The sequence below is a fragment of the Nonomuraea sp. NPDC049784 genome, from assembly GCF_040659615.1.
Lineage (GTDB): Bacteria > Actinomycetota > Actinomycetes > Streptosporangiales > Streptosporangiaceae > Nonomuraea.
In genome coordinates this window covers 1-26,059 of sequence record NZ_JBFAMX010000045.1, presented here as the reverse complement: position 1 = coordinate 26,059, position 26,059 = coordinate 1, and the positions used below count along the sequence as shown (strand labels likewise).

Annotated in this window: 29 protein-coding genes and 2 pseudogenes; 12 read left to right on the top strand and 19 right to left on the bottom strand. The window is 69.4% G+C overall.

Annotated elements, in window-relative coordinates; translation table 11 throughout:
- Positions 1-70: 70 nt before the first annotated feature.
- Both AB0J09_RS13405 and rho read right to left on the bottom strand, forming a co-directional pair.
- Complete coding sequence (locus tag AB0J09_RS13405) at positions 71-1,093, bottom strand: putative RNA methyltransferase (RefSeq protein WP_360689546.1); 1,023 nt, start codon at positions 1,091-1,093, stop codon at positions 71-73.
- A gap of 832 nt (positions 1,094-1,925) precedes the next feature.
- Positions 1,926-2,981, bottom strand: a pseudogene (rho, locus tag AB0J09_RS13400) (transcription termination factor Rho); the annotation flags it as partial.
- Between the two features lie 443 nt (positions 2,982-3,424).
- Here rho and AB0J09_RS13395 point away from each other — a divergent pair.
- Genes AB0J09_RS13395 through AB0J09_RS13385 form a run of 3 tightly spaced genes read left to right on the top strand, consistent with a single transcriptional unit; the run spans position 3,425 to position 5,247 of the window.
- Complete coding sequence (locus AB0J09_RS13395) at positions 3,425-3,568, top strand: hypothetical protein (RefSeq protein ID WP_360689544.1); 144 nt, start codon at positions 3,425-3,427, stop codon at positions 3,566-3,568.
- A 9-nt stretch (positions 3,569-3,577) separates the two neighbouring features.
- Complete coding sequence (locus tag AB0J09_RS13390; RefSeq protein WP_360689542.1) at positions 3,578-4,318, top strand: MBL fold metallo-hydrolase; 741 nt, start codon at positions 3,578-3,580, stop codon at positions 4,316-4,318.
- A 26-nt stretch (positions 4,319-4,344) separates the two neighbouring features.
- Positions 4,345-5,247 carry a hypothetical protein gene (locus AB0J09_RS13385; protein ID WP_360689540.1) on the top strand — a complete coding sequence of 301 codons (903 nt, stop codon included), beginning with the start codon at positions 4,345-4,347 and terminating at the stop codon, positions 5,245-5,247.
- Positions 5,248-5,250: 3 nt separating this feature from the next.
- On the opposite strand, the gene AB0J09_RS13380 is transcribed toward AB0J09_RS13385, so the two are convergent.
- Positions 5,251-7,152, bottom strand: coding sequence for a nitrate- and nitrite sensing domain-containing protein (locus AB0J09_RS13380; RefSeq protein WP_360689539.1), 1,902 nt, complete (start codon positions 7,150-7,152; stop codon positions 5,251-5,253).
- A 62-nt stretch (positions 7,153-7,214) separates the two neighbouring features.
- On the opposite strand from AB0J09_RS13380, the gene AB0J09_RS13375 reads away from it, so the two are divergent.
- Positions 7,215-7,628, top strand: a complete 414-nt coding sequence (locus AB0J09_RS13375; protein ID WP_360689537.1) for a hypothetical protein — start codon at positions 7,215-7,217, stop codon at positions 7,626-7,628.
- A 1-nt stretch (position 7,629) separates the two neighbouring features.
- Here the strand turns inward: AB0J09_RS13375 and AB0J09_RS13370 are convergent, their stop codons facing one another.
- Complete coding sequence (locus AB0J09_RS13370) at positions 7,630-7,986, bottom strand: hypothetical protein (RefSeq protein WP_360689535.1); 357 nt, start codon at positions 7,984-7,986, stop codon at positions 7,630-7,632.
- A 74-nt stretch (positions 7,987-8,060) separates the two neighbouring features.
- Here AB0J09_RS13370 and AB0J09_RS13365 point away from each other — a divergent pair, with 74 nt between their 5' ends.
- Entirely contained in the window at positions 8,061-8,588 is a 528-nt protein-coding gene (locus tag AB0J09_RS13365) for a DUF6886 family protein (RefSeq protein WP_360689533.1), read from the top strand.
- Here AB0J09_RS13365 and AB0J09_RS13360 read toward each other — a convergent pair.
- The 7 genes from AB0J09_RS13360 to xylA form a co-directional block, all read right to left on the bottom strand.
- Positions 8,563-9,525 carry a 2-dehydropantoate 2-reductase N-terminal domain-containing protein gene (locus AB0J09_RS13360; RefSeq protein WP_360689531.1) on the bottom strand — a complete coding sequence of 321 codons (963 nt, stop codon included), beginning with the start codon at positions 9,523-9,525 and terminating at the stop codon, positions 8,563-8,565. The two genes, AB0J09_RS13365 and AB0J09_RS13360, sit on opposite strands and share 26 nt — an antisense overlap.
- Before the next feature lie 12 nt (positions 9,526-9,537).
- Positions 9,538-10,266 carry a glycosyltransferase family 2 protein gene (locus tag AB0J09_RS13355; RefSeq protein WP_360689529.1) on the bottom strand — a complete coding sequence of 243 codons (729 nt, stop codon included), beginning with the start codon at positions 10,264-10,266 and terminating at the stop codon, positions 9,538-9,540.
- A 61-nt stretch (positions 10,267-10,327) separates the two neighbouring features.
- A complete protein-coding gene (locus AB0J09_RS13350; protein ID WP_360689527.1) occupies positions 10,328-10,858 on the bottom strand; it encodes an AAA family ATPase in 531 nt (176 codons plus the stop codon).
- Positions 10,855-12,456, bottom strand: coding sequence for a lysine--tRNA ligase (gene lysS / locus AB0J09_RS13345; RefSeq protein ID WP_360689525.1), 1,602 nt, complete (start codon positions 12,454-12,456; stop codon positions 10,855-10,857). The genes AB0J09_RS13350 and lysS overlap by 4 nt, the downstream gene beginning before the upstream one ends.
- A 178-nt stretch (positions 12,457-12,634) precedes the next feature.
- Positions 12,635-13,735 carry a Gfo/Idh/MocA family oxidoreductase gene (locus AB0J09_RS13340; RefSeq protein ID WP_360689523.1) on the bottom strand — a complete coding sequence of 367 codons (1,101 nt, stop codon included), beginning with the start codon at positions 13,733-13,735 and terminating at the stop codon, positions 12,635-12,637.
- Entirely contained in the window at positions 13,732-14,475 is a 744-nt protein-coding gene (locus AB0J09_RS13335; protein WP_360689521.1) for a sugar phosphate isomerase/epimerase, read from the bottom strand. Before AB0J09_RS13335 ends, AB0J09_RS13340 begins: the two co-directional genes overlap by 4 nt.
- Positions 14,472-15,623: a xylose isomerase gene (gene xylA / locus AB0J09_RS13330; RefSeq protein WP_360689519.1), complete on the bottom strand. Its 1,152-nt coding sequence runs from the start codon at positions 15,621-15,623 to the stop codon at positions 14,472-14,474. The genes AB0J09_RS13335 and xylA overlap by 4 nt, the downstream gene beginning before the upstream one ends.
- Positions 15,624-15,680: 57 nt before the next feature.
- On the opposite strand from xylA, the gene AB0J09_RS13325 reads away from it, so the two are divergent.
- Positions 15,681-16,826, top strand: a complete 1,146-nt coding sequence (locus AB0J09_RS13325) for an ROK family transcriptional regulator (RefSeq protein WP_360689517.1) — start codon at positions 15,681-15,683, stop codon at positions 16,824-16,826.
- A 245-nt stretch (positions 16,827-17,071) separates the two neighbouring features.
- Here AB0J09_RS13325 and AB0J09_RS13320 read toward each other — a convergent pair whose 3' ends face one another.
- The 3 genes from AB0J09_RS13320 to AB0J09_RS13310 all read right to left on the bottom strand — a co-directional run bounded on the left by AB0J09_RS13320 (position 17,072) and on the right by AB0J09_RS13310 (position 19,081).
- The gene (locus AB0J09_RS13320; RefSeq protein WP_360689515.1) at positions 17,072-17,587 is read right to left on the bottom strand and encodes a DinB family protein; all 516 of its coding nucleotides are present in this window, start codon (positions 17,585-17,587) and stop codon (positions 17,072-17,074) included.
- 164 nt (positions 17,588-17,751) lie between these two features.
- Positions 17,752-17,889 (bottom strand): hypothetical protein, encoded by a 138-nt coding sequence (locus tag AB0J09_RS13315; RefSeq protein ID WP_360689513.1) that lies wholly within the window; start codon positions 17,887-17,889, stop codon positions 17,752-17,754.
- Between the two features lie 88 nt (positions 17,890-17,977).
- Positions 17,978-19,081 carry an NADH:flavin oxidoreductase/NADH oxidase gene (locus AB0J09_RS13310; protein ID WP_360689511.1) on the bottom strand — a complete coding sequence of 368 codons (1,104 nt, stop codon included), beginning with the start codon at positions 19,079-19,081 and terminating at the stop codon, positions 17,978-17,980.
- 426 nt (positions 19,082-19,507) lie between these two features.
- On the opposite strand from AB0J09_RS13310, the gene AB0J09_RS13305 reads away from it, so the two are divergent.
- The 4 genes and pseudogenes from AB0J09_RS13305 to AB0J09_RS13290 all read left to right on the top strand — a co-directional run bounded on the left by AB0J09_RS13305 (position 19,508) and on the right by AB0J09_RS13290 (position 20,857).
- The gene (locus AB0J09_RS13305) at positions 19,508-19,972 is read left to right on the top strand and encodes a MarR family transcriptional regulator (RefSeq protein ID WP_360689509.1); all 465 of its coding nucleotides are present in this window, start codon (positions 19,508-19,510) and stop codon (positions 19,970-19,972) included.
- Positions 19,973-19,994: 22 nt separating this feature from the next.
- Positions 19,995-20,108, top strand: a pseudogene (locus AB0J09_RS13300) (DJ-1/PfpI family protein); the annotation flags it as partial.
- 111 nt (positions 20,109-20,219) lie between these two features.
- A complete protein-coding gene (locus AB0J09_RS13295; protein WP_360689507.1) occupies positions 20,220-20,411 on the top strand; it encodes a hypothetical protein in 192 nt (63 codons plus the stop codon).
- Positions 20,412-20,425: 14 nt separating this feature from the next.
- Complete coding sequence (locus AB0J09_RS13290) at positions 20,426-20,857, top strand: hypothetical protein (RefSeq protein ID WP_360689505.1); 432 nt, start codon at positions 20,426-20,428, stop codon at positions 20,855-20,857.
- Between the two features lie 36 nt (positions 20,858-20,893).
- Here AB0J09_RS13290 and AB0J09_RS13285 read toward each other — a convergent pair whose 3' ends face one another.
- Positions 20,894-21,364: a VOC family protein gene (locus AB0J09_RS13285; RefSeq protein ID WP_360689503.1), complete on the bottom strand. Its 471-nt coding sequence runs from the start codon at positions 21,362-21,364 to the stop codon at positions 20,894-20,896.
- 232 nt (positions 21,365-21,596) lie between these two features.
- On the opposite strand from AB0J09_RS13285, the gene AB0J09_RS13280 reads away from it, so the two are divergent.
- Positions 21,597-22,103, top strand: coding sequence for a sulfocyanin-like copper-binding protein (locus AB0J09_RS13280; protein WP_360689501.1), 507 nt, complete (start codon positions 21,597-21,599; stop codon positions 22,101-22,103).
- Between the two features lie 81 nt (positions 22,104-22,184).
- Positions 22,185-23,162 (top strand): WYL domain-containing protein, encoded by a 978-nt coding sequence (locus AB0J09_RS13275; RefSeq protein WP_360689499.1) that lies wholly within the window; start codon positions 22,185-22,187, stop codon positions 23,160-23,162.
- A 96-nt stretch (positions 23,163-23,258) separates the two neighbouring features.
- On the opposite strand, the gene AB0J09_RS13270 is transcribed toward AB0J09_RS13275, so the two are convergent.
- The 4 genes from AB0J09_RS13270 to AB0J09_RS13255 form a co-directional block, all read right to left on the bottom strand.
- Positions 23,259-24,041 (bottom strand): glycerophosphodiester phosphodiesterase family protein, encoded by a 783-nt coding sequence (locus tag AB0J09_RS13270; RefSeq protein WP_360689497.1) that lies wholly within the window; start codon positions 24,039-24,041, stop codon positions 23,259-23,261.
- A 154-nt stretch (positions 24,042-24,195) separates the two neighbouring features.
- The gene (locus AB0J09_RS13265) at positions 24,196-25,083 is read right to left on the bottom strand and encodes an NmrA/HSCARG family protein (RefSeq protein WP_360689495.1); all 888 of its coding nucleotides are present in this window, start codon (positions 25,081-25,083) and stop codon (positions 24,196-24,198) included.
- A gap of 115 nt (positions 25,084-25,198) precedes the next feature.
- Entirely contained in the window at positions 25,199-25,810 is a 612-nt protein-coding gene (locus AB0J09_RS13260; RefSeq protein ID WP_360689493.1) for a methyltransferase domain-containing protein, read from the bottom strand.
- A partial coding sequence (locus tag AB0J09_RS13255) for a DUF2064 domain-containing protein (RefSeq protein WP_360689491.1) occupies positions 25,807-26,059 on the bottom strand: 253 nt, incomplete at its 5' end. The genes AB0J09_RS13260 and AB0J09_RS13255, both read right to left, overlap by 4 nt.

Below are 26,059 nucleotides of genomic sequence, written 5' to 3'. Positions count from 1 at the left end.
GGGGGAATTTCGGACTAAATGCCCCATCAGTAACACCAGTCGCACATGCCCGTCAAGGAACAGGTCTTGATCAGGTTGCGGGCTCGAAGATAGACAGATGAAACGACGCTTGCGTAACTACTTTTTGCTGTCTTTTCGCGACATTCCGGTAGACAAATGCCGCGATTCGCTCAGTTAGCTCGCCCGGGTCGGTATGCCACGCACTTGGGCCCATCCCGACTACCTGCGCAATGTCGTCATGCCCCAGCTCCATCTCGAATTCGATCGAGCGCCGCTCCGACTCGGCGAAGCCCTCCAGGCTGCGCGCCAGCCTGCGTTCCTTCTCCTCATCCACGGAGAGCAGGCCGAGCTCCTCGACGAGCGGGCGCAGGTGACGCCCGGCCGGGGTCACGACCAGAGCGACGCCGCCGGGCCGCAGGATCCTCCCGAACTCGGGCCCGTTCCTGGGCGCGAACACGTCGATCACCACATCGGCCACCCCGTCCCTGATGGGGAGCGGGCGCCACACGTCGGCCACGAACGCCCCTGCCCTGGGATGCACCCGCGCCGCCCGGCGCACAGCGTGCTTCGACACATCGAACGCCATCCCGATGCCATCGTTAACCGCGTTGAGCGCGGCCGCCAGATAGTGTCCGGTGCCCGCGCCCGCGTCGACGATCAACGGCGCGGCCCTACCCTCCGCGCGACGACCGTCTGCTATTTCCGGCCCGTACGCGAGACCTCCTGGTCCTGCGCCGTAACCGGCCTCCACTCCCGCCCCACGGTACGCCCTCAACTCCTTGCCGTCATTCGTTTCGGTGGAGTACTCACGTTTGGCTGGAACGTTCTTGCCGCATGCGTACTTTCGTACGGTTTCTGCCACTGCATCTTGCAGCGGTGCGTAGTGACCTGCGTCGAGAAATCGTGCCCTCGCGGCCACCATCTCGGCGCTGTCGGCCGTTCCCGGGGGTTTGTTGCCTACAAGGAGGCTGACGTAGCCCTGCTTGGCCACGTCGAACGCATGCCCGTTGGCGCACCGCAGCGCGTCGGCGTCGAGCCGCACACCGGCTCGGCAGACGGGGCAGACGAGGAATTCGACGATGTCGGCCAGCATGCCGCCCATTCTCGTCCACCACCCGGGGACCCTTCCCGACGGGGGTTACCGCGGGTCGGGTGCCCTTGAGGCGGCGGCCGAGGCCCGTCGTGGGGGGCGCATGGAGCGGGTTCGTGGCGTCGCCGCTGAGCGCTCGTGCGGCCTGGCCGCGGGAGCGCGCCCGGAGGCCGCCGTGTCGGTGGGTGGGTTGCGGTGCGGCGTTCGCCTGCGATGGTGCGTCGATGCGGGCGGGTGGCCGGGGCGCAGCACGCGTTGCGCCGGGCTCCGCCGCACACCACCTCGCCGACGCGGCGCGCCAAGGGTCCGGGCGGGTGTGCTCCTCGGGGTGCACGTCGGGGCGCCTGAGGCATGCGTTCGTCGGAGCGGCGCGTCGATACGAGCTCGGGCCCCGACGATGCCTGCCCGCATCCCGTGATGCGGTTCGCGCTCCTGACTGCCGTCGCGCCGACGAAGCGCCTATCGCGCCGATGGTGCGACCGTTGCGCCTCCGATGCGTCATCGCACTCACGATGCGCCGTCGGCGTGCGGTGCGGGCGCCGTTGGGGGCGCCGCCTTCGGTTTGCACGCCGTGAGGAGCGCGGAGAGCGGAGGCCGTGAGGCGCCGGTGCGAGAAGCCGGAGGCCGTGGGCGCCATGAGGCCGAAGCCTGTCGGGCGTGAGCGCAAAGGCCGTGATAGCCGGAGGCCGTGGGCGTCGTGAAGACCGAAGCCCATCGGGAGCGCGGAGGCCGTGATAGCCGGAGCCCGTCGGACGTGGGCGCGAAGGCCGTAAGCGGGGGCCGTGGATCGTGGGGCGGGAAATCGGGGGCCGTAAGGGGGAGCAGGGCACGGGGGTCAGGCGGCGGCGGCTTCGAGGAGGAAGGCGGCGTTGGAGGGGGTGGAGCGGAGCTTGCCTATAAGGACCTCGAGCCCTTGCTGCTTCTCCAGCCCCGTGAGCATCCGGCGCAGCCGCCACACCACCTGCCGTTCCTCCGAGTGCAGCAGGATCTCCTCCCGCCGCGTCCCGGAGGCGTCCAGGTCCACGGCCGGGAACAGCCGGCGTTCGGCCAGCTCGCGGACGAGGTGCAGCTCCATGTTCCCCGTCCCCTTGAACTCCTCGTACAGGTTGTTGTCCATCCGCGACCCCGTGTCCACCAGCGCGGTGGCGAGGATGGTGAGGGAGCCGCCGCCCTCGACGTTGCGGGCGGCGCCGAAGAAGCGCTTGGGCGGGTACAGGGCCCCGGCGTCGATGCCGCCGGTGAGGACCCGGCCGCCGCTGGGAGCGAGGTTGTTGTACGCCCGCCCCAGCCGCGTCAGCGAGTCGAGCAGCAGCACGACGTCCTGTCCGGACTCCACGAGCCGCTTGGCCCGTTCGATGGCCAGCTCGGCGACGGCGGCGTGGTCGCGGTCGGGGTGGTCGAAGGTCGAGTAGAAGATCTCGCCGGAGATCGTGGCGCGCATCTCGGTGACCTCCTCGGGCCGCTCGCCCACGAGGACCACCATGAGGTGCACCTCGGGGTGGTTGCGGGTGATCCCGGCGGCCAGGGCCTGCAGGACCATGGTCTTGCCGGCCTTGGGCGGCGCGACGATGAGGCCGCGCTGACCCTTGCCGATAGGAGCGAAGAGGTCGACGACGCGCGTGCTGAGCGACTCGGTCTCGATGTTGAGCCGCTCGGTCGGATGTACAGGTGTCAGCTCGGCGAACCGGGGCCGATCGCGCCACTGCGCCATGCCGTTGACGGACGTGACGCCGGCGAGCTTGTTGCCGGCGAACGACGCGACGACGTGGTCGCCGGGCCGCAGGTCGAACTGCCGTACCTTGTCGGGCGGAAGGCGGACGTCGCCGGGGCCGGGCAGGTGGCCGCCCCGGATGAACGCGGACTTGTCGCGTACGTCCAGGAGGCCCTCAACCTGGCGGACAGGCACGTCCGCACGCTGTTCAGGAATGTGTACAGACATGGTGAAACCCCTTGAGGGAGACGCGCCGGGCCAGGCCGGGCGCGGTGATGAAAAGGAAGCCGGGCCCCGCGAGAAGGCGGGACGAGACTCAGATGAAGAACCAGCGGAGCGGAAGCTCAACGCTTGGTGGCAAGATACCACACCATCTGGCCCAGTAAACGCCTAGCCCTCTTGGGCTATTCCCGGGCCGTTCTCGGAGTTTCTCCCACGGACACGAGACGGGGCGCGTGACAATGTTCTTCTCGGCACCGTACTGCGAGGAAAATTACCGCGCCCGGTGTAGCCGAGGGCACAGAGCCCCCATCGACGCAGCGTCATCGTGTCAAGTGACATGCAGGACCCCTGCAACCCGGTGAGGGTTCCATAGGACAAACAGCACTCCTTGGGGGAGCACCATGAAGACCGTCAACCACTGCCCGCAGTGCCACCACGAGCTCGACGAAGGCCCGATCATGTACAGGTGCTCGCACTGCTGCCGCGCCGTCTACGCCGCCGACATCGAGAACGAGTTCGTACCGCCCCAGCCCGTAGCCGCCTAATCTGGGCGAGTGCCACATAGACCTATAACCGTCTCCGGCGTCGAGGTGACACCGCTCTGCGACGCCGTGGGCCCCATGGGAGCGGCGATCCGCCGCCCGCTCGCCGAGATGTTCCCCGGTTCCGGACTCCAGGACGAGCAGTGGGTCCTGCACTTCCACTGTTATCTGATCCGTGACGCGGCCGGTCGGCTGACCCTCGTCGACACCGGCATCGGTGGCGCGGATTCACCGGCCGCGAGCTGGGCGCCGGTCCCCGGAACGCTGGCCGGTGAGCTGGCAGCCGCGGGTGTCGCGCCCGCCGAGATCGGCACCGTCGTACTCACCCACCTGCACAGTGACCACGCCAGCGGCGTGGTGACGGACGGCAGGGCGGCGTTCGAGAACGCGCGATACGTGCTCCAGCAGGCCGAGCTGGACGCCGCACGCGGTCCGGTGCTCGACCGGCTGGTGACCCCGATCAAGGGCCAGTTGCATGCGGTCGAGGGCGATGCCGAGGTCTCGCCGGGAGTCCACGTGCACCTCGCGCCCGGCCACACCCCCGGCCACCAGATCGCCAGGGTCGGAGAGGTGGCCATGACCGGAGACCTCGTGCTCCACCCCGTGCAGCTCGACGACCCGGCCATCCGGTACGTCTACGACGACGACCAGGAGACGGCCGCGCGCACCCGCGCCGAGGTGCTCAGTACGCTCAGGGCCCAGCAGGCAATTCTCGCCACCGCTCATTTCGGCGAGCCGTTCCTGCGTCTTTAAGAGACTTCCAGGCACGATGTGTAGCCATGAAGACACACGTTGTGACCGGCGTCGCTCTTGGCGCCGTTCTGGTGTTCTCGTCGGCAGCGTCGCCGGCGTCGGCAGCGCCCACGCCCGATCTGTCGGGCGCCGTCTACGCCGGCATCGGAAATCAGCTCACCCGGTACGCGAACGGCGAGTGGAGCACGCTCGCCGAGATCGGTGCCACGCCGCAGTTCGCCGCGTCGCCCGACGGCACGAAGGCGGCCTGGGTGACCGAAAACGGTGAGCTCCAGGTCAGGCAGGGCGGCAAGACCACCACGCTCGTGAGCGGGCTCCAGGGCGGCACGCCGTGCCTGACCCCGGTCTGGTCCGCCGACTCGAGCAGGGTGGCCTACCCGGCCCAGGGCGACGCGATCATGTCCGCCAAGGCCGACGCCAGCGCTCCTCCGCGCAAGCTGGGCACGTCCCCGGGCGTCTGCCACCTCGCCTGGTCGGCCAACGGCCGCTACCTCGCCGGCTACAACACTCAGGGCGACGGCCTCTACCGGCTCAACGCCAAGACCGGCAAGACCGTCCCGGCCAAGGGTGTCAAGTACATCAACCATGTGCAGAGCCTGTCGCCCGACGGCAGCAAGGCGGTCGTCTCGTTCCCGGACAGCCCGGAGACGCTCGGCGACGGGACCTGGCCCGCCTCGTTCAAGCCGGTCGTGCTCGACATCGAGACGGGCAAGAGGCAGCGGCCGGAGGTCAAGGGCAAGCAGCTCGGCGCCTTCTACTTGCCGGACGGCCGCCTGGTGGTGCGTACGGCCGGCACGCGCGGCCAGTCCGGGACCGGCGACCCCGCGCACAACTCGCTGGTCGTGCTCGACAGCGAGGGACAGCCGGTCCAGCGGATCGCCGAACCGACCAAGGCCAGGAACCGGGCGCTGCTCCAGGTCCTGCCGTAGCGGCTAACGCCCGCTCATGACCGGCTGATCGGCCAGGATCGACACGGGCAGGGCGACCATCGCGGTCAGGCCGCCGTACGGGGAGGGCGCGAGAGTGACCTTGATGCCGTGCCTGGCCGCGAGCCTGCCCACCACGAACAGGCCGAGCCGGTCGCTCTGCGCCAGGTCGAACTCCGGCATCTTGGCCAGCCGCTCGTTGAGCTCGTCCAGCTCCGCGCGGGGCAGGCCGAGGCCGCGGTCCTCGATCTCGATCATGAGGCCGTGCGGCGTGGTCGCGCTGCGCACGTCCACCCTGGTCTGGGGTGGCGAGAAAAGCGTGGCGTTCTCGATCAGCTCAGCCACCATGTGGGCCACGTCCGTGACCGCCGCACCCAGCAGTGCGATCGGCGGCGGCTGGATGACCTCGATCCGCTCGTACTCCTCCACCTCCGCCACGGCGGCGCGCAGCACGTCGAGGATGGGCACCGGGTTGCGCCAGCCGCGGCCCGGAGCCTGGTCCGACAGAATGATGAGGCTCTCGGCGTGCCTGCGCATGCGGGTGGTGAGGTGGTCGAGCTTGAACAGGTCCGCCAGTGCCTCGGGCTCCTCCGTTGCCCGCTCCATGCTGTCGAGCTGGAGCAGCTGCCGGTGGAGCAGCGACTGGTTGCGCCTCGCGAGGTTCACGAAGACCTGGCTGACGCCGTGCCGGAGCCTGGCCTGGCTCACCGCGGCCTCGACCGCCGTGGACTGCACGTCGTTGAACGCCTGGACGATGTCGCGGATCTCGGACGTGCGGGTCTTGACCTCGATCGGGGCCACCTCTTCGGTGGTGGGCGGGGCCGCGTTCGTGCGCAGCCGCCTGACCAGGCCGGCCAGGCGCACCTCGGCCAGCTCCGTGGCGGCGTCGCGGAGCCCGGCCAGCTCGCGCACCAGCCGCTTGCGGAAGCGCAGCGAGAGCATGATCGAGGCGATGACGGCTATCAGGCCCACGCCGCCGGCCACGCCGACTTTGATCAGCATGCCGATGGCCGTCGGCGTCACCCGCCGCACGAGGCTCTGCACGGCCAGGGCCTGGTTGCGCTCGACCGCCGCCCACAGGTTCTGGCCGTCGATGGGCCAGGTCGCGGCCGTGGCGGGCAGGCCGTTCGTGACCGCCTGGCCCCGGATGGCGTCCTCGGCGTCCAGGAACTCCTTGTAGACCGGTGACGCGGCCATCCGCTCGTACGGCTTGCGCAGGCCGGAGTCCAGGTGCGAGAGCGCCTGGGAGAACAGCAGCCGCCTGGTGGCCACCAGGCCCGTGAACGCCTCGTGTTCCCGGGGTTCGACCCTGCCCTTGGCCAGCACGATCGAGACCATGGCCCGCTCCCTGGACAGCACGTCCTTGGCCTCGCCCAGCATGGTCACGGCCCTGGCCTGCTTGTAGAGGGCCATGTCGGGCACCAGGACCATGGCGTCGTAGAGGCGGAAGGACGCGTCCACGATCTGGCTGTAGGCGTCGATCACGTCGAGCGGCGCGACGGTGGTGGCGTCCACGTCGCGGCGGACGTCCGCGAGATGGTCGAGCTTGGCGTTCAGCGCGGTCAGCTGCGCGGTCATCTCGGGTGACAGGTCGCGCAGGGTCTTGGACAGCGTGCGGAACGTGGCCACGGCCTTGTCCGTGTCACCACGCTGCCTGGCCACCTTGTTCGCGCCCTGGCCGGTGACCAGGAACTCCGCGGAGGCCAGCCGTTCGTCCTGCAGCTCGATGTTGACCCGCTCCGAAGGGTCGGCCAGCTTGGTCGCCAGGTCGCTGATGCCCAGCAGGCGCATGCCGTCGCCGCCGGTCAGGGCCGCGGCGAACGCCCACAGGCCCACCAGGGAGATCAGAGGGACGAGAAGGAGGACGAGGAGTTTCACTGCGATGGGACGGCCACGCGTGGGGGGCATGCGACCTCCGGGTGCATGATGAGATCGCCTCGCAGATTACACCCCCCTTTGGAAGGATTTCTGTGCGTCTTCCGCGTTCTTTCTCCGGCTGGACCATCGCGGTCTTCGGCCTCCTCTCCTTCGTGCTCGGCCTCCTCGGGTTGATCTCGCCCGACACCTTGCTGGCCATGCTGGGTTTCGAGGTGGTCGACGTACGGCCCGCCGGGGACTACACGCTGGTCTATATGGCCGCCTCATCGATGGCGGCGGTGAACATGGGCGTCTATTACATTTTCGCGTCGTCGGCGAACTACACGCCGTTCTTCCGCTGGACTGTGCCGTTCAGGCTCGTGACGTTCACGGTCTTCACCACGCTGGTGGTGACCGGAGCGGCACCGGGCAAGTTCTTCGGCGTCGGGCTCTGGGAGGGGCTCGGCGCGGTCATCACCGGCTTCGCGCTCTGGCGCGAGGGCAATCTGGTGCCCTCGCGCCAATGAGTCACGGCCTCGTGTCCTCGGAGCCGCGGGCGACGAGGCGGTCGCTGGGTTCGGGGCTGCGTTCCAGCCGCCGCTCCAGCTCTCGCTTCTCATCCTCCAGCCGGGCCACCCGGCTGGAGGCCTCGGCCCTCGCGCCGCGTAGCGCGCGGCGGCGTTTTGCGGACCTGCGCGAGCCCGAGCCCAACAGCCAGAGACCCAGCAGCAGGACGGCACCAGCGGCCGCCCCCGCGAAGAACATCTCCACCTGATTGGGCTCGAAGGTATATCCGAACAGGATGTACCTGGCGCTCTCCTCGGTCAGGACCAAGGCGAAGGCGCCGCCGGCGAGCAGGACCAAGATCAGTCCAAGCAGGATCATCCAACTCACCCCTTGTCGTCAGAGCCCGCTTCCACTGCCCCGACGGCGCAGGGGTATGCGCCATGATTGCGTTCATGAGACCCGAGCCGGGACAGGTGCTCCACTTCTCCGAGGACCCGACGATCGAGCGGTTCGTCCCGCACGTGGCACCGACGTCCAGCTTGAAGGAGTCGTACGTGTGGGCGGTCGGTCACGACCGCTGCCCCGATTACTGGTTCCCGCGCGCCTGCCCGCGGGCCATGGCCTGGGTCGGGCCACGCACCACCGAGGAGGACGCGGCCCGGATCATCGGCGCGGGGAGCGGCGAGCGGGTGCACGCCATCGAGTACGGCTGGCTGAAGCCGATCCGGGAGGTGCGGCTGTACGCCTACCGCCTGCCGGCGGACGACTTCAAGCCCATCGGTGACCCGCCGTCCGCCGTGGTCTCCACGGTCCCCGTGACGCCGCTGGGCCCGCCGGAGCGCGTGGGAGACCTGTTCGAGCTGTATGAGGAGGCGGGGATCCAGCTCAGAGTGCTGCCCCGCCTGTGGCCGTTCTGGGACGAGGTGATCGCCAGCACGCTGGAGTTCAGCGGGATCAGGCTGCGGAACGCCCGTCGATGAGCGCCAGCAGGGTCTCCAGCGGCATCGAGCCCGGCGGCCGCTTCTCCTTGGCGAACCTGTTGGCCTCGCGCCGCAGCACCTCGTTGACCGGGGTGGGCACGCCGTGCAGGCGGCCGAGCAGCACGATCTCGCCGTTGAGGTAGTCGGCCTCGATCGAGCCGCTGCTCCTTGCCAGGCTCTGCCACGACGAGCCGCCGCCGCGGGCGATGCCCTCGATGGGCTGGACGTCCACCTTGCGGCCGCGTACGCGGGCCTCCTCCTCGGGCGTCGAGTACGCGATCCCGGCCCGGTCCAGCACGGTCATGGCCTCGGCCCTGGCCCGCTCGAGCACCGTCTCCATGCCGGGAACGTGGCCCAGGAGCGCCTCCACGGCGTTGCCCAGGTTGCCGATCAGCTTGCCGTACTTCCAGCGCATGACGTCGGTCTGGGCCAGGCCCACCAGGCCGTGCTTGCTCAGGTCGTCGGCGATCCGCTGGGCGAGTTCGTCCACACCCTGGGGATAGCGGCCGACATGCAGCATGCCGGAGTACGGATGCGCGTGCGCGGCCACGACGCCGGGCTCCAGGTGCTGCGCGGGCAGCCACAGGCACATGCCGTAAACGCGCTCGAAGCGCCGCAGGACGGTGCGCTCGTTGTCCACACCGTTCTGGGCGCACACCACGGGCAGATCAGACGGCCAGCCGTCGAGTGCGGCGATCGTGTCCTGCGACTTGGTTGCCACGATCAGTACGTCGTCGTCGCGCGCCGGCACGGGGCCGTCGGCGGTGGGGATGTCGAGGGTCTCGGATGACTCGGGGGTGATCAGGCGCAGGCCGTCACGCTTGAGCGCCTCATAATGGGCGCCTCTGGCGATGAGGACAACCTCGTGCCCGCCCTGGTGGAGGCGGGCGCCGATGGTGCCGCCGACTGCTCCTGCTCCGATCACTATGTAGCGCATTGTCCAAGGATGTCACTTTGCGAGCGCAACTTGGGCCTGCGCCGTCACGGCAGACCCTCGCGTGCGCTCCCGCATGATCGTCTTGAGCACGCGCCAGCCGTCACGCACCGCGTGCAGGTTGCTCGCGCCGTGGATGCGGGAGCGCTCGTGGCTGGGGACCTCGCGGATGACGAGGCCGGCCTGGGCGGCGCGGACGTTCATCAACGTCTCGATCTCGAAGCCGTCGCAGTCGAGCTCGAGGGAGTCGAGGTGGCAGGCCCAGAAGGCGTTGTAGCCGTAGCAGAGGTCGGTGTAGCGGGTGCCGTAGAGGAGGTTCGTCAGCCCGGTGAGGAACTTGTTGCCGAACGAGCGGATCGGACTGAGGTCGTCCGAGCCGCCACCAGGGGCGTACCTGGAGCCCTTGGCGAAGTCGGCGCCGTTGACGAGCGTGGTGACGAAGGAGTGGATCTCCCGGCCGTCGGTCGAGCCGTCGGCGTCGATCATGACGATGATGTCGCCCCGGGCGGCCTGGAAGCCCTCGATGAGGGCGTTGCCCTTGCCGCGCCGGGACTGCACGACGACCCGGAGATCGGGGCGCAGCCTTCGCGCGACGGCGACGGTGTCGTCGGTCGAGTTGCCGTCAACGAGGATGACCTCGTCGATCCACTCGGGCAGCGTGGCGAAGACGTGGGGGAGGTTCTCGGCCTCGTTCATCGCGGGGACGATGACACTGACGCTGGCGGCGAAAGGCTGCTTGTTCATGTGCTAAAGGTCACCCGGCGCACATGCAAGTCACTTGACGCCTCCTTGCATTGGTCTGTTTTTACAAGATCTTCGCTTCCGCGGCCCTCTTGACGATCTCGTCAACGGTCTCCTGGGGCGTCTGCCGCGTGGTGTCGAGCCACAGGCCGATGCGCGGAGTTTCCATGCGGAGCACCGCGTCCAGCTGGGCAATCGTCCATCCGCCGCCGTATCCGATCTTGGCTCGGGCCCGCTCGCGATGATCGACTTCATCCGGATCGGGGGCCAGGACGATTACATGAAGAGGACGGGTGCGAATAAGTGTCGTAAACCGTTCCAAGTCCTCGCCGAGAATGACGTCCTGGACTATTGGCGTGAATCCGGAGTCGAAATACGTGTCCGCCGTGCTGGCCGCTATCCGGTAACGCAGGTGGAGCTGGCGAACCGCCTCGTCGGTGGATTCGGGGGTCATCTCGGCACGGCCGCCCACTACCATGCGCCTGAACGTGTCGCCGCGCACGTGGGCGGAGCGCGGCAGCCGTTCGGCCAGGGCCTGCGCCACGGTGGACTTGCCGGCGGCCGAGATGCCGGTGATCAGGACGACGCCGTTCACGCGCCCACGAGTTTCCGCACCCGGTCGGCGCCCACGGCCAGCAGCAGCGTGGGGAGCCTCGGACCGGTGTCGCGGCCGACCAGGAGCTTGTAGAGCAGGGCGAAGAAGGCCCGCTGCGCCGCCTTCAGCTCCGGCGACGCCTCGGCGTCCGCCGGCAGCCCGGCCTGGAGCTTCGGCACGCCGTACACCAGCGTGGTCAGGCCTGCCAGCGACCAGTCGTCCAGTCCGTCGGCCAGCAGCCGCAACGACTCGCGCTCGGCGGGGCCGAGCGAGTCGAGCAGCTCCTCGTCGGGCTCGTCGCGCACGCGCGTGCGCTGGTCGGCGGGCACGTGGCCGTCGATCCAGCGCTGGGCCCTGTCCAGGCGGGGGCGGGCCTCGTCGAGCGTCTCGATCGCGTCGAGGTCGCGCAGGATGCGCACGGTCTGCTCGGCATCGCCGGTCGTGATGTCGGCGATGGAGGCCAGCGTGCGGTAGGGGACCGGGTGAGGTGTCGCTGGGAGCGGGCCCGTGGCCGTGCTCACGGCCCGGTTGTACGCGGCCAGCTCGGCGGGCTGGGCCCGGCCTTCCGCGACCTTGCGGCCCAGGGCGTCCCACTCGTCGTAGAGCCGCTGGATCTCCTGGTCGAAGGCGATCTTGAAGGACTGGGCCGGCTTGCGGCGGGCGTAGAGCCAGCGCAGCACCGGCGCCTCCATGATCTCCAGGGCGTCGGCGGGGATCGGCACGTCGCCCTTGGAGCTGCTCATCTTGGCCATGCCGGTGATGCCGACGAACGCGTACATGGGGCCGATCGGCTGCTGCCCGCCGAACACCTCGCCCACGATCTGGCCGCCGACGATCCACGCCGAGCCGGGAGAGTGGTGATCGACCCCGGACGGCTCGAACACCACGCCCTCGTAGGCCCAGCGCATCGGCCAGTCGACCTTCCACACCAGCTTGCCGCGGTCGTGTTCGGCCAGTCGCACGGTCTCGCCGAAGCCGCACTCGCACGTGTAGGCCAGCTCGGTGGTCGCGTCGTCGTAGGCGGTGACCCGGGTCAGGTCACGCTCGCACAGGTCGCAGTACGGCTTGTACGGGAAGTACTCCTCCACCTGCTTCGAGCGGTAGCGCGACAGCACGGCGTCGATCCCGGCGCGCTCGCGCACGGCCAGCAGGATCTGCTCGCGGTAGGCGCCTTTCGTGTACTGCTCGGTCTGGCTGATGCCGTGGTATTCGACACCCAGCTGCTCGAGGGCCTCGATCATGGGCGCCTTGAAGTGCTCAGCCCAGTTTTCGTGTGTGCTGCCCGGAGGCGCGGGGACAGAGGTCAGCGGCTTGCCGATGTGCTCGGCCCAGGAGGGGTCGACGCCCGCGGGCACCCTGCGGAAGCGGTCGTAGTCGTCCCAGGACAGCAGGTGCACGCACTCGACGCCGCGCCGCCGGATCTCGTCGGCGACCAGGTGAGGGGTCATGACCTCGCGCAGGTTGCCCAGGTGGATAGGGCCCGACGGGCTCAGGCCCGAGGCGCACACGACCGGTTTGCCGGGCGCGCGTCGCTCCGCCTCGGAGATGACCTCGTCCGCGAACCTGGAGACCCAGTCGGTCTCGCCACTCTCCACCATCGTGCCATTCTCGCGGCTCAGCCCTGCGCAAGCCAACGTGTTACCTGGTTGCGTCCGTCGCGCCCCGCGCCGGCCCACCGACGTCACATCCCGCGCAGGGCGGGAGACGTGCAACCGTCGTGGTGGAGACCGCGGTGCGGCGCCCGGCGCCAAGGGCGGTCGGGCGCCGCGGATCGGGTCAAAGAGTCGACGTGTACGGGTCCCAGTCCGCCGGGAGCGGCTCCGGCGCGGTGGTGGTGGACGTGATGGGCTGGAACTCCGAGCGTTCGCCCGACTCCGAGATGGCGGACATGAGCTCCAGCACATGGAACGCCAGCTCGCCCGAGGCGCGGTGCGGCGCGCCCGACCGGAGTGACCTGGCCAGGTCGAGCACGCCGATGCCGCGCCCAGCCGTGGTGCCGGAGACCGGCAGCTCACGCCAGTCCGTGTCATGCAGCCCTCGGGCCAGCAGGGGCCCCTCGAAGGTGTTGGGATCGGGGAGCGACAGGGCGCCCTCGGAGCCGATGATCTCGATGGTCCGCCGGTTGATCGGCGAGTCGAAACTGAAGGTGGCAGAGGCGGTGGCCGCCCCCGGGAAGTCCAGCAGCGCGTTGACGTGCGTCGGGACGTCCACGGGGAAGACCTTGCCCTCCTTGGGCCCTGAGCCGACGACGCGGTGCAGGCGTGCCCTGCGCGTGCCGGCCGCCACCCGGGTGACGGGGCCGAGCAGCGACACCAGGGCGGTCAGGTAGTACGGGCCCAGGTCGAAGAGCGGGCCGCCGCCCGGTTGGTAGAAGAACTCAGGGTTGGGGTGCCAGGACTCGGGGCCGAGGCTCTGCGTGGCCGCCGTGACGGCGACCGGTTCGCCGATGAGGCCGGAGCGCAGGGCGTGCAGGGCCGACTGGAGCCCTGCACCTAAGAAGGTGTCGGGCGCGCCGCCCACCCGCAGGCCCAGGTTGGCGGCCTCGGCCACGATCTTGGTCGCCTGGTCCACGTCCGTGGCCAGCGGCTTCTCGCCGTACACATGCTTGCCGGCACGCAGCGACTCCAGCGCGACGGCCGCGTGCGCGGTCGGGATGGTGAGGTTGACGACGATCTCGACCTCGGGCACCGCCAGGACGGTGGCGAGGGCACCCGACACGGGCACGCCGTACTCGCCGGCGACCGCGGCGGCCCGCTCGGTGTCGATGTCCGCGACGCCGAGCACTCGTACGTCGGGGAAGGCTGTGAGGTTGCGAAGGTACTGGCCACTGATGTTTCCGGCGCCTACCAGTGCGACGCCGACGGGGCCGTTGCTCAAGAGCTCTCCAGGGAGGTGAGATAGGCGTGGCTGTCCGCGAGAGCGGCGAAGACGTCGGTCGCGCACTCGTCGAGCTCGACGATGCGCCAGGACTCGGGGGCGGCGGCGAGGATCTCGGGCACGGGCATGACGCCCCTGCCCACCGCGGTGTGCGGCTCGCCCTTGACCACCGGCCCGTCCTTGACGTGCAGCGCCAGTGTGCGCTCGGCCAGGCGGCCGAGCAGGGCGGGCACATCGGCGCCGCCCACGGCCGCCCAGTACGTGTCGATCTCCAGGAACACCTCGGGGGCGAGCAGGTCGGCCAGCGCCTCGAGGGCGTGCCGGCCGTCGATCTCCGGCTCGATCTCCCACCAGTGGTTGTGGTACCCGATCCGCATGCCGTGCCCGGCCGCCTGCTCGGCCAGGCCGTTCAGCAGGTCGGCCGTGCGCGAGAGGCCGTCGCGCGTGGTGAACTCCTCGTGCGCGATGCCGCCGGGGACGATCACCAGGTCGGTGCCGATCGTGGCGATGGCGTCGAAGACCTCGGCGGGCTCCTTGCTCAGCAGCGCGTACGCGTGCGTGCTCGACACGCTCAACCCGAGGTCGTCGATCACCTCGCGGAAGCCCTTGGGATCGGTCGTGGGATCGTAGGGCTCCACGGCCCGGTAGCCGATCTCCGCGATCTGGCTCAGCACCGTGTCGCGGTCTGCCGCCAGCGCGTCCCTGACGGTGTAGAGCTGGACACTGATGGGTTTCGTCATCCGCGTACCCCCAGGAGGTGCTCGAGTGCGAGCTGGTTGAGCCGGGTGAAGTGGAAGCCGCGCGCGGCCGCCACCTCCGGGTCGAAGTCGTCCTTGGCCAGGTCGGCCCAGGTCTCGCCCGGCGCCAGCGTAGGCTGCGCGAGCTCGTCCACGCGAGAGGCGCGCAGGGCCTCCTGCACTTCGGGGTCGGCGCGGAAGGCCCGCGACTTCTCCTTGAGGATCAGGTACGTGCGCATGTTCGCCGCGGCCGAGTCCCACACGTCCTGGGCGTCCTCGGTGCGCAGCGGCTTGTAGTCGAAGTGGCGCGGCCCGTCGTAGCCGCCGTTCTCCAGCAGGTCGACCAGGAAGAAGGCGCTCTTGAGGTCGCCGTGTCCGAAGATCAGGTCCTGGTCGTACTTCGGCCCGTGCTGGCCGTTCAGGTCGATGTGGAAGAGCTTGCCGTGCCAGAGCGCCTGGGCGATGCCGTGCACGAAGTTCAGCCCGGCCATCTGCTCGTGGCCGACCTCGGGGTTGAGGCCCACCATCTCGGGGTGCTCCAGGTCGTTGATCAGGGCCAGGGCGTGGCCGATCGTGGGCAGGAGGATGTCGCCGCGGGGCTCGTTGGGCTTGGGCTCGAGGGCGAAGCGGATGTCGTAGCCGCGCTCGCGTACGTACGAGCAGAGCGTGTCGAGGCCCTCCTTGTAGCGGTCGAGCGCGGCCTTGACGTCCTTGGCCGCGTCCGACTCGGCGCCCTCGCGGCCGCCCCAGCACACGTACGTCTTGGCGCCGAGCGAGGCGGCCAGGTCGATGTTCCTGATCACCTTGCGCAGCGCGTACCGGCGGACGTCGCGGTCGTTGCTGGTGAAGGCGCCGTCCTTGAAGACCGGGTGCGTGAAGAGGTTCGTGGTCGCCATCGGCACCTTCATGCCGGTCTCGTCCAGGGCCTTCCTGAACGCCGCGATGGCCTTCTCCCTGTCGGGCTCGACGGCGAGCAGGTCGTCGTCGTGGAACGTGACGCCGTACGCGCCGAGCTCGGACAGCCGGTGCACGCTCTCCACCGGGTCGAGCGGCGCCCTGGAGGCGTCGCCGAACGGGTCGCGCGCCTGCCATCCGACAGTCCACAGGCCGAACGTGAAGCGGTCGTCGGGGGTCGGGGTGAATGCTGACATTTAGCTGCGCTCCCTGTGATTAGTCCATAATCTGTACATAATCCTGAGGAGGTGGGCATGGCGGCGTCAAGGGGGGTCAGGCATGATTCCATGCGCGCCCGTAACCTGGCCGTAGTACTGGGTGCCATCCACCGATCAGGACCTCACACCAGGGCGGCGCTCGCTGAGATAACGGGGCTGACCAAGACCACCGTGTCCAGCCTGGTCTCCGACCTCCTGGAGGCGGGGGTGGTGACCGAGAGCGGGGCCGTGCGGGGCGGCGAGCGCGGGCGGCCGGGGGTCGCGGTGAGCTTGAGCGGGCACCGGGTGGCCACGCTGGGGCTGGAGATCAACATCGACTATCTGGCCGCGTGCGTCGTCGATCTCACGCGGGCCGTGCGGCTGCGCCGTACGCGGCGGGCCGACAACCGCAACTCCGACCCCGTGGAGATCCTGGAGAGCCTGCGCGACCTCGTGAAGGAGACGACGGCCGAGGCCGAGCAGGCTGGGCTGCGGATCATCGGCGCGGCACTGGCCGTGCCCGGCACGGTCGAGGGCGAGGTCCTGCGTAACGCGCCGCACCTCGGCTGGCGGGACGTACGCGTGCCGGACCTGGTCGATCTGCCGTTCGCGATCGACAACGAGGCGAACCTGGCGGCGCTCGGCGAGCTGTGGTTCGGCTCGCGGGCGCCGGACTTCCTCTACGTGTCCGGCGAGATCGGCATCGGGGCCGGGCTCGTGGTGGGCGGGACGGTGTTCAGGGGGACGTTCGGGCTGGCGGGCGAGCTGGGCCACGTCGTCATCGTGCCCGACGGGCCGGCGTGCCGGTGCGGCGGGCGGGGCTGTCTGGAGGTGTACGCCGGCCAGGACGCCCTGCTCGGCGCGCTGTCCTCGGTCACCTCGCTGGTCGCGCGGCTGGAATCGGGCGACCGGCCGGCGCTGGAGGCGTGCGAGCGGGCCGGGCACGCGCTCGGCGTGGCGCTCACCTCGGCCGTCCACCTCCTCGACCCCGGCAGGATCGTGCTGGGCGGTATCTACGCGCCGCTGTTCCCCTGGCTCGAAGGGCCGGTGTCGGAGGGGCTGGGGGCCAGGCTGGGGCAGATGCGCGGCACGCCGCCCGCCCTCGTGGTGTCGGAGATCGGCCCGGACGCGGCCGTGCTGGGCGCGGCGGGGCTGATCATCCAGCAGGTCATCGCCGAGCCCGCCCAGGTGCTCGGCCTCTAGCCCCGCCGTACGCACACGCCGCCACTTCCCCCACGCCCTCCTCCTAAGGGACCGCCCCGAAGCCCGCACCGCTCGCCCTAAAGGGACCGCCCCGAAGTCCCACTGCTCGTCCCAAGGGGGCCGCACCGAAGTCCCCACCGCCCGCCCCAAAGGGGACCGCACTGACGTCCCCATCCCCTCCTCCCCAAGGGACCGCACCGAAGTGCAGCGGGTGGCCGAGGAACGCAGGGAGCCGGGGAGCCTGGTTAGTAGTAGCCCTTGGCGCCGTCGAGCAGCTCCCTGATCGTGTCCAGGTGGCCGGCGTGCCTGGCCGTCTCCTCGACCATGTGGATCAGCATCCAGCGCAGGGTGGCGGACCCGGAGCGGAAGTCGGGGTGCTTGCCCACGTCGTCCAGCGAGTGGGCGGCGACGATCTCGTTCGAGATCTGGCACTGGCGCTCGTATTCGTCGAGGAGCCGCGCCAGCGGGACGCCGTCGACCTTCATGTCGGCGTCCTCCACAGCCTCATCGAACTGCGGGTTCTCGTCCTGGTGGCGGCCCAGGAAGAGCACCTCGAACCAGCAGTGCTCGGTCCAGCGCATGTGGGAGACCAGGCCCGCGACCGTCATGAGCGGCGAGGCCGGCAGGACCGGCCGGTGGGCGTCCTCCTCCGACAGGCCCTCGCATTTCCACTGGACGATCGCGCGCTGCATGTCCAGCCAGCCGACGAGCTGGGTACGTTCGTCTGCCACGAGAGGAGGGCGTACGCGAGGGAGGCTCATGAGCGCCGACGCTACTTCAGGGGCGGCGGCACCGCACCGCATTTTCCGCGTCGCCCCGATGGACCGGCAGGTACGGGTGCGCTGGGCGGACCAGGACGGCCCGCCCCAGCGCGCTACCCCGCCTCGAGATGATTGATTCCCGGAGGTGTGGTGACAGTCAGTGGTCATAGGCGATCAGTGACCGCTTGATCGGCTGACCCGATCTGCTCGTTGTGCCAGATCGCGGTGGTCAGCGCCAGCAGTCGGGCCGCGATGCGGGCGGTGACGCCCGCCACGGTCCTTCCGGCATGTCGCTCCAGCATCGAGTCGATCAATCAGACCCTCAAGGGACAGCTTGACGGAACCGCTTGCCCGCCCGAGGGGCCTCACCCTGTCAGGCCGGGGAGCACGTCAAGCGCGGTGGTACTGGACGGGGGTGGAGACTCGGCGGCCGAGCTCGGTGGCGGCGTGGCGCGGCCAGTACGGGTTGCGCAGGAGTTCGCGGCCCAGGAGGACGGCGTCGGCCTTGCCGGTGGCGAGGATGTCCTGGGCCTGGATCGGATCGGTGATCAGGCCGACGGCCGCCACGGGCATGCCGGTCTCGTTGCGTACCGGCTCGGCGAAGGGCACTTGGTAGCCGGGGCCGACTTCGACCTTGGCGTCGGGGACGTTGCCCCCGGTGGAGACGTCCATCAGGTCCACGCCGTGGTCCCGGAGCAGCTTGGCCAGCCGGACGGTGTCGTCTGACGTCCAGCCCTCGCGGTCGTCCTCCGGATTCTCCGTGAGCCAGTCGGTTGCGGAGATGCGGAAGAAGACCGGCAGTTCCTCGGGCCACACCGCGCGGACGGCGTCGACGACCTCCAGAGCGAAGCGGATCCGGCCCTCGAAAGAGCCGCCATATGCGTCGGTGCGGTGGTTGCTGTAGGGGGAGAGGAATTGGTGGATCAGGTAGCCGTGGGCGCCGTGGATCTCGGCGGCCTGGAAGCCGGCTTCGAGCGCGCGTCGGGCGGCGTCGGCGAACTGCTGGACGATCCCGCCGACCTGCTCCTCGGTGAGTTCATCCGGCCTGGTCGACGTCGAGGCGAAGGGGATGGCGCTGGGGGCGACCGGCCTCCAGCCGTGGGGTTCGTCCGGGGCGATCTGGCGTCCGCGGTCGACCCAGGTGCGCTCGGTGGACGCCTTGCGGCCGGCGTGGGCGAGCTGGATGGCGGGAACGGTGCCCTGAGCCTTCAGAAAGGAGGTGATGCGCTGGAAGGCTGCGACCTGGGTGTCGTTCCAGATGCCGAGGTCATAGGGACTGATGCGGCCCTCGGGGCTGACGGCTGTGGCCTCCGTGATGATCAGCCCTGCGCCGCCGGTGGCGCGTGCCGCGAGGTGGGCGAAGTGCCAGTCCGTCGGAGCGCCGGACGCATCGCCGTCCGGTGCGGCGCTGTACTGGCACATTGCCGCCATCCAGATGCGGTTGGGGATGGTCAGTGACCTGATGGTGTAGGGGGTGAAGAGGGTGGTGCTCACGTCGAACTCCTGGTGAGGCGGTCGGTGCCGTATGGCGCTGGGCGGATGGGATCTGGCGGCACGGGGACGGCTGCGGGCCCGCACCTGGTGCGGTTCAGTGGCGGACGACGGTCCGCTGTTCTGCAGGCATGAAGCCCGCGACGACGCGTCCGGGCTCGCGGGTGCGACCCTCCAGGGCTGCCGACAAATGGCCAGAACGAGGATGGCGCCCAGGACCTACGGCAGGAAGCCCGTGATCACGTACTCGGTCGGCTCGATGCCGAAGGCCCCGATCGCGAGAGGCATGGTGGGCACACCTTTCCAGACGATTGCAGATGCGCTTTGGCTTCGCGTACAATAGTTGCAGACGCGGTCAAATGCAAGCGCGGGCTATTGCGTCCGTGCTCTACCCTTGAATGCGGCCGCTTACGGGACGGAGGAGGGCGCATGACAGCGACGGATCCCGCGCTCACCGCTCTCGCTCAGGGTTGGTGCGCCCTCTCCCTGCTGCACGGGAGGATCGAGGCCCACATCGAACGTGCGCTGCAGACCAAGCATGGTCTGAGCGTGCGCGAGTACTCTCTGCTCGATGTGCTCAGCCGGCAGCATGACGGCGATGGGGGGCACTTGCAGATGAAGCAGGTCGCCGACGCGGTCGTCCTCAGCCAGAGCGCCACCACCCGGCTGGTCACCCGCCTGGAGGACCGCGGCCTCCTGGAGCGCTACCTGTGCCCTACCGACCGCCGCGGCATCTACACGAACGTCACCGAGGCGGGCCTGAAGCTGCTGGAGCAAGCACGGCCCACCAACGAAGCCGCCCTGCGCGACGCGCTCGACGAGACCGCGAAGAATCCGGAGCTGGCACCGCTCGTCCGAGCCGTGGAGTCGCTGAACGTACCCGCAACCGCATAGGTGGCACAGCTCGATGGCCTTCGACGCGATACGGCAAGCCCACTGGTGAGGCACCCGCATCGTCGCGATCTGCTCCGGCGCATTCCTCCTCGCCCAGGCGGGACTGCTGGATCACCGCAGGGCGGCCACCCACTGGCCGCTGTATCGCCCGGTTTTCGGCGGATACCACGGGCGACCCTTGTCTCCCAGATGATTGATTCCTGGAGATCGCCTGAGAGAAGAAGGCGAGGGTGTTGAAGATCTTCTCGTGACAGACGATCTCAACACCCTCGCGACCGCACTCTACTTCTTCACTGACGAGACGCTGAAGACCCATCCGTGGCTGGCTCCCGAGCGTCCACCTGGCGGGTTCGACCTCATGTCGAGTGGCGCTGAGGTCGTCACACTGGCGGTGTTGGCGGCCCTGTTGGGCGAGCCGTCGGAGCGACGCTGCTCATGATGATGATCCGGTTCATGGCCGCGCAGACAGCGCTGTGGTGGGACGACCTGTGGGTGGTCGATTCCACCCCGGTGCCGTGCGGCGCCTCACGGGAGACCGTGCTGCGCAGCGACCCGGCTGGATGGGCCCAGTATGGCTACTGTGCGTCACACTACTTCGGCCGGGAGTTCGAGGCCGGTCTCACCGATCGTGACATCGTGCTGATCCGTCCCGCCCGCAAGGGCGAGGCCCCTCGGGCGGGCAGGCGGTTCCTCAAGCCGTGGCGGCAGTGCATCGAGTCGATCAACCAGACCCTCAAGGGACAGCTTGACCTGGAGCGACATGCCGGAAGGACCGTGGCGGGCGTCACCGCCCGCATCGCGGCCCGACTGCTGGCGCTGACCACCGCGATCTGGCACAACGAGCAGATCGGGTCAGCCGATCAAGCGGTCACTGATCGCCTATGACCACTGACTGTCACCACGCCTCCGGGAATCAATCATCTAGCCGTTGGCCGCGTCCACCAGACCCTGGACCTCGATCTTCTGCATGCCGAGCATGGCCTTCATGGCCCGCTGGGCCCTGGCCGGGTCGGGGTCGGTGAGCAGTTCCTGGAGCTGTCGCGGGATGATCTGCCAGGACAGGCCGTACTTGTCCTTCAGCCAGCCGCACTGCGACTCCTCCCCGCCCTCGGTGAGCTTCGCCCACAGCTCGTCGACCTCCTCCTGCGAGTCGCAGTCGACGTAGAGCGAGATGGCCTCGGTGAACTTGAACTCCGGGCCGCCGTTCAGCGCGATGAACCGCTGCCCGGCCAGCTCGAACGTCACGACCATCGCCGTACCGGCGGGGCCGGGCCCGCCCTCGCCGTAGCGCTGGACGTCCAGGACACGCGAGTCCTTGAAGAGCGAGGTGTAGAACGCGGCGGCCTCCTCGGCCTGGTTGTCGAACCAGAGGTACGTGGTGATCTTCTGCATGGCGTTTCCTTCCGGTGAGTTCTTTCACCAACGCGTCGAACTCGCCCGGGCCGGATCGACAGACCAGACATCGGTTTTTTTCTTTCTTCTGATGCTGCGTAACGGTCCCCGGCGTCCGCCTCGCCGTGGAATCAGAAGGGGTGTCCGCCCTGCTCGTAGTCTGGAAGAGGGGACGCTCGCCGGTCGAGCGCGACCGCGCGCGCCCACGGCACTCGCGCTCTCGGAGGTGAGGATGATGGGGCTCCACGACGTGTGGTTCACGGGGACCGCGACGGCCGCGTTGACGGCCGCACTGTTCGCCGGCACACCAGCGGTCACGGCACAGGCGGCCCAGCAGTGCACCCCTCCGCCTCTGCCGGGCAAGGTAGTGGACGTGAAGCTGACCGACACGACGGCAGGGCCGATGCGCGTGACGGTGTCCCCGGCTGAGGTCCCGGCGGGCGCCGTGTCGTTCCGTGCGTCCAACACGGGCACATTGGCCCACGAACTCGTCGTGCTGCCGCTCGCGAAAGGGCAGGCCATCGGGAAGCGGCCGGTGGGATCCGATGCTCGCGTGAGCGAGACGGGCAGCCTCGGCGAGGCATCGCGCAACTGCGGAGAGGGTGAGGGCGCGGGCATCGCGCCGGGCTCCACGGGCTGGGTGACGCTGAAGCTGCGCCCTGGACGGTACGAGCTGGTGTGCAACTTTCCTGGGCATTACTCCTCGGGTATGCACACGGCGTTCGACGTCACCAAGTGAGTACGACTCTCGGGGTACCCGGGCAGGCTCCGCGTGTTAGGTTCCGTTCCGGACGTTCTGCTTCCGGATTGCGGGGATGTTGTGAAGCCCGACACGAGCCCCACCGCACGGGCGCTGCTGGCCCTCGAACTGGTCCAGGGCAGCCCGGGCATCACCGCGGACCGCCTCGCCGGCAAACTCGGCGTTTCGGAGCGGGCCGCCCGGCGGTACGTCGAGATCCTCCGCGAGGCCGGCATCCCGATCGAGTCCCTCCGCGGACCCTACGGCGGCTACCGCATCGGGCGCGGCCTGCGGCTTCCGCCCTTGATGTTCAGCGCCGCCGAGGCACTCGGCCTGGTCATGGCCGTGCTCGACGGCCACCACGACGCGAGCGATCCCACCAGCCCGGTCGGCAGCGCGCTCGGCAAGATCGTACGGGCCCTCCCGGAGCCGGTGGCCGCCCAGGTCGAGGCCGTACGCCGGACTACGGCGCCCGCCCCCGACCGCGCCGCCGCCCGGCCCGACCCCGCCGCCACGAGCGCCCTCGTGCAGGCCTGCTCGAACCACCGGCAGGTGCGCCTCGGCTACCGCTCCGAGGCCGGGTCGGAGTCGGTCATCGAGGTCGACCCGTGGGCCGTCGTCGTACGTCACGGCCGGTGGTACCTGCTGTGCCGGTCCCATCCTGCCGACGCCCGCCGCGCATACCGGATCGACCGCGTCCGCGAAGTGGAGGTGCTCGACGACACCTTCAGCCCACCCGCCGACCTTGACCCGGTCGCCACGCTGGAGGAGCATCTCGCCGTCGGATGGGAGTACGACGTCGAGGTCGTCATCGACGCCCCTGCCGACACCGTGGCCCGTTGCCTTCCCCGCGCCCTCGGACGGCTCCGGCCGCTCGATGCCAAGACCTCCCGGCTGGTCGGCAGCACCAGCAACCCGGTGTGGTACGCCGAGCAGCTCGCCGCGATCCCGGCGCCGTACCGGATCGTCAGATGCCCCGAACTCCAGCAGGCCGCACGCGTCCTCGGGCAGCGGCTGCTGGCGGCGGGTGAAAGTCACGACCCAGCTGAAACGGGGTAGCCCCGCTCGCTGGGTGCCGCTCTCATGTCGGCGATGGAGAGATTGCGGAGAAACCGGTGCGCACCACGAGCAGACCGTCTGCCTCCGGCAGCAAGGTCACTGGCACTTGCCCTTGAGCCAGGCGCTGAACTGGGGCGTGTAGTCGGTGGCCACCCGCTTGGCGCCGCTCTCGAGCGCCGCCTTCCAAGCGTTCTCGTTCAGTGTCCACGAGGGAGGCGGCTCCTCCCACTTGGTGACCTCCGGCCAGATGGGCCCGCCACTCAGCACCTTTGTCATGCCCGCGGCGCTCACCCGGTTCTTGAGCTCGGCGGTCAGTGCGCTGTCGTGGGAGTACAGGATGATCTCCTGCGACTGATAGTTCTCCTTGACGGGGTCGAGCACCTCGGCCCAGGCCCGCGACTTGATCGAGGCGTTGGAGCTGAGCAGCGACTGCCGGGCCTCCGGCTTGATCTCGACCAGCCCGACCATGCCGGCAGACCTCATCGCGGCCAGCCACTCACGGAAGGTGTAGACGGTCTCGCCCTGGAACAGGCCGCGGTTGATGGTCCGCCCCTTGAGCGCGGTGTCACCCGCTGCCCACCAGATGTCGGTGATGTTCTTCTTGACGCCCGTCAGTCCCCATGTAGAGGTGTTGTGCCACATGACGGCCTTGGTGCCGTCCTTGGTGAGCTGCAGATCGGCCTCGACGCCTGAGGCGCCCCAGCCTTGGTAGCGACGGATGGCTGTCGGATTGTTGGGCTGACGCACCTGGTCCCTCTCCCAGGCGTTGGCGCCGGTGGGGTAGCCGCCGTGCCCGAAGATCTGCGGGCACGCGGGCAGGGCGGCGGAGGGAGAGGTGAGTAACGAGGCCACCATCAAAGCGGCGAGGGAGACTGCCAAGGCTCACACCTTTCGATCTTGTTGTCCCCGAACTCTGCCATAGCCGGTGCGCCGTCGGCTTCAAGACGCGGAAAGGGCTCGACGCCCCCGCTGTCGGCTGCGGCACTGCGTGAACTGGCGGCGCCGGTGAGCCTGAAACCGCGGGTGTGCCTGGTTACGCCGGCAGGGATTCCAGTTGCGCCAGGAGTCGGGCCCTGCCCGATCGGTTCAGCCAGGTGCTGAAGTCCATGAGGCCGGCGTGGACCGTTCGCAGAGGTGCGGGGTCGCTGTCGTAGTAGGTCTCGTTGGCCCAGGTGAAGACCTTCGCGGCCTCGGGACTGTGCTCCCAGAGGATCTTGAGCGGAATCTGGGTGTGCGGCACCGGCCGACCGGCCGCCGCGCTCAGTGCGTCGGCGATCTGCGGGGTGGTCAGCTTGTCGCCGGTGATGTCCATGGCCTCGCCCAGGTAGGTGTCTGGTTCCGCGAACGCCAGCGCGGCCACCGCCCCGATGTCGTCGATGGCGATGAGGTGCATGACCAGGCCGTCGTGCCAGGGGACGTTGAGTGAGCCGTTCTGGAAGAACCGTGCCGGGCGGGTGAAGTCCTCCATGAACCCTGCGGGGCGCAGGATCGTCGCGGGCACGCCCAGCTCGCGGATGTGCTCCTCGATCTGCCACTTGTCGATGGGCCCCCAACCCTGCTCCACGTAGAACCGGTTCTGGCTCTCGACGCCGCCGACCGACGAATACACCAGGTGCTGCACGTTCGCGGCCTTGGCGGCGTCCGCAACGTTCTTGCCTTGTGCGATCTCGTTGTCGTTGACGGACTGGACGCTGTAGATGCCGTACGCGCCGCTTGCTGCCGCGGTGATGGAGTCGCGGTCGTCTAGGTCGCCCCGGACGAGCTCGGCGCCGGCGGCGGCGAGCTCGGCGGCCGCCGGCGCGGTGTCGTCGCGGACGAGGGCGCGGACCCGCCAGCCGTCGGCGAGCAGGTGACGGGCGGTGGCACCGCCCTGGTTCCCGGTGGCGCCGGTGACGAGAACGGTCTTGCCGTGAGCGTTCATGACTTGCTCCTGTCGCAGGTGTCGCCGCTGTCGAGACGTGACTATATGACGATTTTTGAAATCTAGTCAATTCAAGTATGAGGTTGACCAGATTTCGAATTTGGTCATACGGTGCCTAGCTCAGGCGCGCCAGCCAGCGGCCGTGTGCCGTCCAGCGCTCCACCTCTGGAAACCCGGCGGCGTAGGCAAGGCGCTGGATGTCGCTCATCGACACGGTCGCCCAGCCGAACCAGTCCCCGACGAGCGAGCCGCGGCGCAGCCGTACCCGGTCCACCCGGCTTTTCGTGTCGGGCGGCGCGACCTCGGCCAGGACGGTGCCGCCCGGCCGGACCAGTTGCCTGACCCGGCGCAGCAGCGCTTCCGGATGGCCGCCGATGCCGATGTTGCCGTCGGCCAGCAGCGCCGTCGTCCACTGGCCGCTGCCCGGCACCTCGTCGAAGACGTCCCGGAGCAGGGCGAAGCCGCCCGCCCTGCGGGTCAGGGCAACGGCGCGAGGCGTGATGTCGATGCCGAGCGCTCGGACGCCGCGGCGGGTCAGCGCGACCGTGAGCCGGCCGGGCCCGGAGCCGATGTCGAGCGTCGGGCTGGCGCACCGCTCCAGCAGCGCCTCGTCGCCGTCGATCAGGTCGAACCAGCGCGCGGTCTCCAGCGCGACGCGCGTGCCGTCCACGTACTCGAGCTCGGCGATCGCTCCGCCGAGCGCGTCGGCGTAGAGCTGCCCCATCATCGGCCCAGCTCCCGCAGCGTCGCGGCGAAGTGAGAGCCCGGTGCCTGGGCGGCCACGGCGGCGGCGTCGGCCGCGGTGTCGACGTCGATCAGTTCGGGCAGCAGATGGACGGCCAGGCCCGCCCGGTCCAGCCGGTCGAGCTGGAGCTTGCCGGTCTCCGGATGCGACATCGGCACGCCCAGCAGCAGCGCGGGGTCCGGCCGGCGCAGGCCGAGCAGCCAGAAGCCGCCGTCGGCCGCCGGGCCGTAG

Bases quoted from the DNA above. Each gene is read 5' to 3' on its own strand.
- AB0J09_RS13405 (WP_360689546.1), bottom strand. From the start codon at position 1,093: ATGCTGGCCGACATCGTCGAATTCCTCGTCTGCCCCGTCTGCCGAGCC.
- AB0J09_RS13395 (WP_360689544.1), top strand. From the start codon at position 3,425: ATGAAGACCGTCAACCACTGCCCGCAGTGCCACCACGAGCTCGACGAA.
- AB0J09_RS13385 (WP_360689540.1), top strand. From the start codon at position 4,345: ATGAAGACACACGTTGTGACCGGCGTCGCTCTTGGCGCCGTTCTGGTG.
- AB0J09_RS13380 (WP_360689539.1), bottom strand. From the start codon at position 7,152: ATGCCCCCCACGCGTGGCCGTCCCATCGCAGTGAAACTCCTCGTCCTC.
- AB0J09_RS13370 (WP_360689535.1), bottom strand. From the start codon at position 7,986: ATGATCCTGCTTGGACTGATCTTGGTCCTGCTCGCCGGCGGCGCCTTC.
- AB0J09_RS13365 (WP_360689533.1), top strand. From the start codon at position 8,061: ATGAGACCCGAGCCGGGACAGGTGCTCCACTTCTCCGAGGACCCGACG.
- AB0J09_RS13360 (WP_360689531.1), bottom strand. From the start codon at position 9,525: ATGCGCTACATAGTGATCGGAGCAGGAGCAGTCGGCGGCACCATCGGC.
- AB0J09_RS13355 (WP_360689529.1), bottom strand. From the start codon at position 10,266: ATGAACAAGCAGCCTTTCGCCGCCAGCGTCAGTGTCATCGTCCCCGCG.
- lysS (WP_360689525.1), bottom strand. From the start codon at position 12,456: ATGGTGGAGAGTGGCGAGACCGACTGGGTCTCCAGGTTCGCGGACGAG.
- AB0J09_RS13335 (WP_360689521.1), bottom strand. From the start codon at position 14,475: ATGACGAAACCCATCAGTGTCCAGCTCTACACCGTCAGGGACGCGCTG.
- xylA (WP_360689519.1), bottom strand. From the start codon at position 15,623: ATGTCAGCATTCACCCCGACCCCCGACGACCGCTTCACGTTCGGCCTG.
- AB0J09_RS13325 (WP_360689517.1), top strand. From the start codon at position 15,681: ATGGCGGCGTCAAGGGGGGTCAGGCATGATTCCATGCGCGCCCGTAAC.
- AB0J09_RS13320 (WP_360689515.1), bottom strand. From the start codon at position 17,587: ATGAGCCTCCCTCGCGTACGCCCTCCTCTCGTGGCAGACGAACGTACC.
- AB0J09_RS13315 (WP_360689513.1), bottom strand. From the start codon at position 17,889: ATGCTGGAGCGACATGCCGGAAGGACCGTGGCGGGCGTCACCGCCCGC.
- AB0J09_RS13305 (WP_360689509.1), top strand. From the start codon at position 19,508: ATGACAGCGACGGATCCCGCGCTCACCGCTCTCGCTCAGGGTTGGTGC.
- AB0J09_RS13290 (WP_360689505.1), top strand. From the start codon at position 20,426: ATGGCCGCGCAGACAGCGCTGTGGTGGGACGACCTGTGGGTGGTCGAT.
- AB0J09_RS13285 (WP_360689503.1), bottom strand. From the start codon at position 21,364: ATGCAGAAGATCACCACGTACCTCTGGTTCGACAACCAGGCCGAGGAG.
- AB0J09_RS13280 (WP_360689501.1), top strand. From the start codon at position 21,597: ATGATGGGGCTCCACGACGTGTGGTTCACGGGGACCGCGACGGCCGCG.
- AB0J09_RS13265 (WP_360689495.1), bottom strand. From the start codon at position 25,083: ATGAACGCTCACGGCAAGACCGTTCTCGTCACCGGCGCCACCGGGAAC.
- AB0J09_RS13260 (WP_360689493.1), bottom strand. From the start codon at position 25,810: ATGATGGGGCAGCTCTACGCCGACGCGCTCGGCGGAGCGATCGCCGAG.